Annotated in this window: 4 protein-coding genes and 1 pseudogene; 2 read left to right on the plus strand and 3 right to left on the minus strand. The window is 68.9% G+C overall.

Going from position 1 to position 6,859, the window contains the following annotated elements; all coding sequences use genetic code 11:
- Positions 1 to 185 precede the first annotated feature (185 nt).
- On the minus strand, positions 186 to 1,262 hold the full coding sequence (locus IT306_08360; protein MCC7368421.1) for a C-terminal binding protein: 1,077 nt from the start codon (positions 1,260 to 1,262) through the stop codon (positions 186 to 188).
- A gap of 274 nt (positions 1,263 to 1,536) precedes the next feature.
- Positions 1,537 to 2,883, minus strand: a complete 1,347-nt coding sequence (locus tag IT306_08365; protein MCC7368422.1) for an FAD-dependent oxidoreductase — start codon at positions 2,881 to 2,883, stop codon at positions 1,537 to 1,539.
- Positions 2,884 to 3,010: 127 nt separating this feature from the next.
- Between IT306_08365 and IT306_08370 the strand changes: the two genes are divergently transcribed.
- Together IT306_08370 and IT306_08375 are read left to right on the plus strand one after the other, a co-directional pair.
- The gene (locus tag IT306_08370; protein ID MCC7368423.1) at positions 3,011 to 4,111 is read left to right on the plus strand and encodes a Zn-dependent alcohol dehydrogenase; all 1,101 of its coding nucleotides are present in this window, start codon (positions 3,011 to 3,013) and stop codon (positions 4,109 to 4,111) included.
- Positions 4,112 to 4,459: 348 nt separating this feature from the next.
- A complete protein-coding gene (locus IT306_08375) occupies positions 4,460 to 5,575 on the plus strand; it encodes a phosphotransferase (GenBank protein ID MCC7368424.1) in 1,116 nt (371 codons plus the stop codon).
- Positions 5,576 to 5,674: 99 nt separating this feature from the next.
- Here IT306_08375 and IT306_08380 read toward each other — a convergent pair.
- Positions 5,675 to 6,711, minus strand: a pseudogene (locus IT306_08380) (DUF839 domain-containing protein).
- Between the last annotated feature and the right edge of the window lie 148 nt (positions 6,712 to 6,859).

The following is a 6,859-nucleotide window of genomic DNA, read 5'->3' on the forward strand; positions in this document are numbered from 1 at the left end:
CCCCGCCTACGATCCTGCAGTCGCTGCGCGACGCTCCAGTCTCACCGGACGACGGCTGTTCCCGGTCTCCGTCGCGCAGCGACGGTGTGACTGTAGGCGGGGGTTTCAACCCCCGACCGCCCGTTCCCTGATGCTTCGGGTACACCATTGAACATGCAATCGCCCTGGCACCCAGACCCTCGCGCTCAGGCCTTCTCGACGTCAGCCAGCTCGGGGCGGGCGATCAGCTCGTCGTAGAAGCCCTTGTTGATGACGATCTTGCGCTCCGGCAGCTTGCCGTTCGCCACGTCGATGATGATCTTCGCCACCCGCAGCTGATGCAGGTGGACGCCCTCGTCCGAGAAGCTGGCGAGGTGCGGCGCGAGGATCACGTTCTCCAGCGAGTTGAGCGGGCTGTCGGCCGGCAGCGGCTCGATCTCCATCACGTCGAGGCCAGCCCCCGCGATCTTGCCCTTCTGAAGGACGTCGATCAGGGCCGCCTCGTCGATGATCGGGCCGCGCGCCGTGTTCACGATGTAGGCGGACGGCTTCATTAAGTTCAGCAGGCGCGCGTTGACCAGCCCACGGGTGTCCTTGTTCAGGAACGTGTGGACCGAGACCACGTCGGACTGCTGGAACAGCTCCTCGATGCTGACCAGCTTGACGCCCATCGAGTCCGCGACTTCCTGTGGGATGAACGGGTCGTGCGCGATGATGGTGAAGCCGAACGGCTTCGCCCGGTCAGCCACCATCCGCGCGATGTTGCCGAAGCCCAGGAGGCCCAGCGTCATCGTGGAGAGGCGGCGCATCGGGGAGGCGAGCTGGCGGGCGCGCGCGCCGCCGGCCCACTCGCCCGAGCGGACCAGGATGTCCATCGTGCGGAGCCGGCGGATCACGCCGAGGATCAGGGCCATCGCGTGGTCGGCCACCTCGATGACGAAGGTGTCCGGCACGTTCGCCACGAGCATGCCGTACTCGTTGGCGGCGTCCACGTCGATGTCGTCGTAGCCGACGTACGGGCGGAACACGAAGCGGACGCGGCGCATCGCCTCGAAGGCGTCGCCGTTGCCGCCCGGGCCGGCCAGCACGACCATGTCGGCGTCGGCGACCTCGTCCGGCACCTTGCCGTCGTCGCCGCGAATCGTCGAGAGGATCGGCTCGACGCCGCCCTCCTTCAGCGCGTTGAGGGTGGTCGGGTCAATGCCCATCCCCGGCCGGCTGCAGTAGACAACCTTGCCGGGCTTCCCCCAGCCGCTTGGATCCCATCGGTCGAGCTTGCTCATTGCGCTCTCCTCTGCTCTTGGCCCCGTCAGCGTGGGCCGTTGTGGCATCTGCGTGGCCGGATGATCTCACTCCCTGACCCCCTCTCCGCGCCGGAGAGGGGGAAAGCGGAGCGCCTGCGCCCGCTCCCTACCAGGAGCAGCCCAGGTATCGCGTTCGCGGCCCACATCGTCGCCTGACCGTCCCCGATTGTAGCGAGGATCGATGGCACGGCGTCGGGCGCGGGCGTCAGCGCCGCATCCGCGTCCCGCGGGGCGTGCGGACGGACGCCTCCCCTCAAGACGCGGCGTCCACCAGCGCGCCCCCGTCGCGGAGCGCCGCCTGCAGCCGGCCGATCTCGACGTCGCGCGGGGCCACCTGCTGCTGCACGGCGTGCGCCGCCGCCACGCCGGCCGCCTCGCCCATCACCCAGCACTCGGGGATCTCCCGCAGCGGGTTGTGGGACTGGTTGTCGCAGCTCAAGTTGCGGCCTGCCACCAGCATGCCGTCCACGTCGCGAGGCACGAGGCTCCCGTAGGCGATCTCCAGCGTCGGCATGGCCGGCGTCAGCCCCGGGCACAGCCCGATGCTGTCCTCGTGGCGGCCGTCCTGCTTCCAGTGCTCCATCGTCAGCCTCGTCACGCCGGTCAGCCGCCGACTGTGGCGCACCCCCACCTGCGGGGCCGTCTCCAGCAAGATCGCGTGCTGCCAGCCGGGCATGTGCTCGCGCCACCATTGGAGGCCGGCCCGGTGGGCGTCCCGCGAGCGCAATTCGGCCTCGGTCAGGTCGGCCACCTTCAGCGCCGAGTAGCCGGCCAGCTTCGGATGCATGCAGATCGACTGGCCGTGCTGGGGCATCACGCCGCAGCGGAAATGGACGTCGGCCTCGGCCGCCTGCCGCATCAGGTCGTTGAAGCCGTCCGGGTTCTTGACCCGGAAATCCCAGTACGCTTCGGTGTCCACGTTGCCGAAGCGGCAGGACGTGTTCATCAGGGCGTGAATCGACGTGCTGTCTACGTCCGACTCGAACGGTGCGCCGGCCCCCGCGAAGATGTCGCCGTCGCCGGTGCAGTCGACGGTCACCTCGGCCAATATGGCGAAGCGCCCTTCCTTGCTCTCGAAGATCGCTCCGCCGACCTTGCCATCCACCATCGCCGGGCCGACCGCCCAGCAGTGGAGCAGCATGCGCGCGCCGGCCGCACGGACCTTGTCGTTCGAGATGCCCTTGAGGATCTCAGGATCGATGGTCGGGGCCCAGGTGACGATGCCCCGGTGGGCGGTGTTGCGCGGACTCCAGTAGGCGACAGCCTCGGCGTCCGTCGAGCCCCAGAGGTCGGAGGGCGGACCGACGAGGCCGCCATCCTCAGCCTCGCAGGCGTCCATCAGCTCTTTGCCGATGCCGCCGACCACCAGCCGGCCGTCCCAGTCGGTCATGCGGTCGATCCAGCAAACCAGCCCGCCCGTGGAGAGGCCGCCCAGGTAGCCGTACCGCTCGGCCAGGACCGTCTCAGCGCCCGCGCGAGCTGCTGCGACAGCCGCCGCCGTGCCGGCCGGGCCGCCGCCGACGACCAGCACGTCACACGCGCCGTAGACCGGCACCTGCCGCGCCGGTTCGAGGATCGTCCGTCCATCTCCTGGTCGCATCTCGGTCCTCCAGCAGCCGCCCAGGCCGCCCAAAGCGAGATGATAGATAACCAGTCTGTCCCGGGCTACCATCCCTCTGTACGGCTCGGTCACCGCAGACCGGGCGGCAGCCATGCGGAGGGCGACGATGCAGACCAAGGCAGCGGTGCTCTGGGAGCCCGGCAAGGACGGTTTCGAGATCGAGCAGCTCGATATGCTGGAGCCACGCAGCGGCGAGGTGATCGTGCGGTACGTGGCGGCAGGGGTCTGCCACAGCGACCTGCATTACGTTCAAGGCCGCAACTTTCACCCAGTCCCGGCCGTCCTCGGCCACGAGGGCGCGGGCGTCGTGGAGGCCGTCGGGCCGGACGTGACGATGGTAAAGGTCGGCGATCACGTCCTGACCTCGTACCTGCCGGCCTGCGGACACTGTAAGTGGTGCACCATCGGCCGGCCGCGCATGTGCGACCTGACGGTCCAGCCGCGCTGGCTCATGCACGACGGCACCACCCGCTTCCGCAAGGGAGACACCGAGATCTTCCAGATGCACCAGCTCGGGACGTTCTCCGAGCGGGCTATCGTGCCCCAGATCAGCCTGATCCCGATCCGCAAGGATGCGCCGCTCGACGTGGTCTGCCTCGTCTCGTGCGGCGTCATGACCGGCGCTGGCGCGGTCATGAACCGGGCGAAGATCGAGCCCGGCTCGACGGTGGCGGTCTGGGGCTGCGGCGGCATCGGGCTGAACGCGATCCAGATGGCGGCGCTGATGGGTGCGTCGAAGGTGATCGCCGTGGACGTCTTCCCGCAGAAGCTGGAGTGGTCCCGTGAGTTCGGGGCGACCCACCTGATCGACGCCAGCAAGGAAGACGTGGTCGCGCGGATTCAGGAGATCTGCGGCGACGGTGGCGCGGACTACGCTTTTGAAGCGGTGGGCACGCAGAAGACGATGGAGCAGGCGTTCGAGGCGATCCACCGGGGCGGCATGGCGGTCATGATCGGGGTGGCGCCGCAGGGCACGAAGGTGTCGGTCGAGAGCGCGGCGCTGCTCTCCGAGAAGATCCTGACCGGGACCGGCTTCGGGAGCGCCCGCCAGCGGGTCGACCTGCCGAAGATCGTGGACATGTTCATGGAGGGCAAGTACAAGCTGCGCGAGCTGATCAGCCAGTTCGTCGAGCTGGAAGACATCAACCGGGCGTACGCCCAGTTGGAGGCGGGGGAGGTCCGCCGGAGCGTGATCCGGTACAGCTAACGCGCCGTCGCCCCGAGCGGCACAAGCCAATCAGGCAGGCTCAGGGCAAAGCGTGCGACTTCCCACCCCGTCATCCCGAGCGGAACGAGCTTGCGAGTGAAGTCGAGGGATCTTCCTCGGTCAACTGAACACCGGACTGGAGGAGGATCCCTCCACTCCGCTCGTTCCTCGCTGCGGTCGGAATGACGGGGTGATGTTCGTTCGTCGCTGTGGTCTGGATGACGGTCAGCGGGTGAGATCCTTCGCTACGCTCAGGATGACAATTGCAAGTCGCGTGCTTTCACCACAACCCACGACCCACGACCCACGACCTACGACCTACGACCTACGACCCACGGCAGGGTGACGATGACGCCGGCCCACACGCTGCATGCCAGCCTGGACGATCTCCTCTCGATCCAGGCGTTGCGCCAGATCGAGGGCCGCGACGTGCGGGCGGTGCATCGGCGGCCGTTCGTGTCGCCGTACGGCGGGGTCTCGGGCAACCGGTTCCTGGCCGTCGAGAGCGTGGGCGTGGACGGCGCGCGGCACGCCTACGTCGTGAAGCGGACGGCGACCGCCTGGGACATCATCATGCGGGCCACCGGCGACACGGCCTGTCGGGAGCGGCTGATCTGGCAATCGGGCCTGCTGGACAACCTGCCGCCGGCTGTCGGGCACACCGTGGCGGCTGCCGCGACCGATGGCGACGGCTGGGCGCTGCTCCTGCGCGACATCACCGAGCAGATGCACCCGTGCCAGCGCTGGCCCAGTCCTGGCTGGGAGCGGCTCGCCGACGCCGAGTTGACGGCCTTCCTGGACGGGCTGGCCGCGCTCCACGCGACCTTCTGGCTGGACGAACGTCTGCGCCGTCCAGAACTCGGGCTGTGCGCGCTGCCCTGGCTGTACGGCTCGTTCTCGCCGGCCACGGTGGCGCGGGAGAGTGGCAGCCCGCACGGGTTAGTCGTGATCCTCCGTCAGGGTTGGGGTCAGCTTGAAGCTGAGGCCACGCCGGAGCTGACGCGGCTGGTGCGGACCCTTCAGGCCGATCCCCGCCCGCTCTGCGCCGCCCTGGAGCAGTATCCCTGGACGCTCGCGCACGGCGACCCGAACTGCAAGAACTTCGGGCTGGAGATGGGCGCACAGCCCAGGCTGCTCCTGCTGGACTGGCAGTTGGTCAACCGTGCGCCGCCGGCCATCGATCTGGTGTTCTTCCTCTCGCTGTTCTCGGACGTGCTGCCCGTATCCTACGAGACGGTCATCGAGCGCTACCGTGGACTGCTGGCCGCCCGCCTCGGAGACCGCTTCGCCGAGGCCTGGTGGCAGCCGCAGCTCGACCTCGCGTTCCTGGGGCACTTCCTGCGGTTCGGCGCGCTGCTGCTCGCGCGGATGACCTCGCACTCAGACGCGGCTGTCCGCGCGCACTACCGTATGCTGCTGGACTGGTGGACGCCCCGGGCGCTGGCCGGGGCGTCCTGGCTGTAAGCACCCTCCTGGGAGCGCGGCCCCTGGGAGCGCGCCTACCTGGCAGCGCACCCCCCTGGCAGCGCACCCAGAACGACGAGATCCCAGGAGGACGACGGGTCAGCCGCCGACCTTCCCGCCGCCCAGGCTGGTCACCACCACCAGCGCCGGCCGCGCGAACGGCCCGCTCGGCCACCGGCTGGTCGGCGCGCTCAGCTTGCCGCCCTCGCCGGGATGCTGCACCGAGGCGAACAGCGCCGTGTCGTCGGGGTTGAACGCGAGGCGCGCAACCTCGGAGCCGGACACCGAGCTGAACAACTGCTTGAGGTGACCGCGCTCGCCGCCCTCGACGGGCACGGCGTGGATGGCGTCGTTCACCTTCAGGGTGGACGGCTGGCCGTCCGTGGCGATCCACAGGTTGCCCCGCGAGTCGAAGGCGAGGTTGTCCGGGCTGCCAATCGGGCTGACCTGCTCCCTGGCGAAGCCGGCAAAGTAGGTGCTCTCATCGTCCGGCTTGCCGCACAGCATGAACACCTCCCAGGTGAAGGTCAGCGCTGCGTGGTGGTTGCCGTCCTCGGTCCACTCGATGATGTGGCCGAAGGCGTTGTTGGCGCGGGGGTTCGCCTTGTCGGGGGCGGCGCGGCCGTCCGTCCCGCGCTGGGTGTTATTGGTCAACGCCATGTAGACCTTGCCGGTCGTCGGGCTGACCTCGATATCCTCAGGCCGGTCCATCTTCGTCGCGCCGAGGGCGTCGGACGCCTGCCGCGCCCGGATCAGCACGTCGGCCTGGTTGCGCCAGCCGTTCTCGGCTGTCAGCGGCCCCTGCCCGAACGTCAGCGGCAGCCACTGGCCGGTGCCGTCGTCGTCGAACTTCGCGACGTACAGGGTGCCGGAGTCGAGCAGATCCTTGTTCGCGGCGCGGTCGTTCGGGGTGTAGGCTTGAACCGCCCGAGGGCCGTCCGCTTGATGGGCTGGCTCCACTCGCTGGCAGCTGTCGGGAGGCCGTAGCGGGCATGCACCTTCTTGCGCGGATCGTCGGCCGGCAGCAGGTCGGCGTTGGCGAAGTACTGGTTGAAGTTCTCTTCGGCCGTGAGGATGGTGCCCCACGGAGTCCAGCCACCGCCGCAGTTGTTGAGCATCCCCCAGGGCGATTGCATGTAGATGTCGTCGTGCCGCCGCGTCGGGGCTTGAAAGCCCCGCCTACCATCCTGCAGTCGCTGCGCGACGCTCCAGTCGCACCAGTGCCTGCCGTTCCCGACGGCCGTCGCGCAGCGACGGTGTGACTGTAGGCGGGGACTTCAGTCC

This window comes from Chloroflexota bacterium (genome assembly GCA_020850535.1).
Taxonomy (GTDB): domain Bacteria; phylum Chloroflexota; class UBA6077; order UBA6077; family JACCZL01; genus JADZEM01.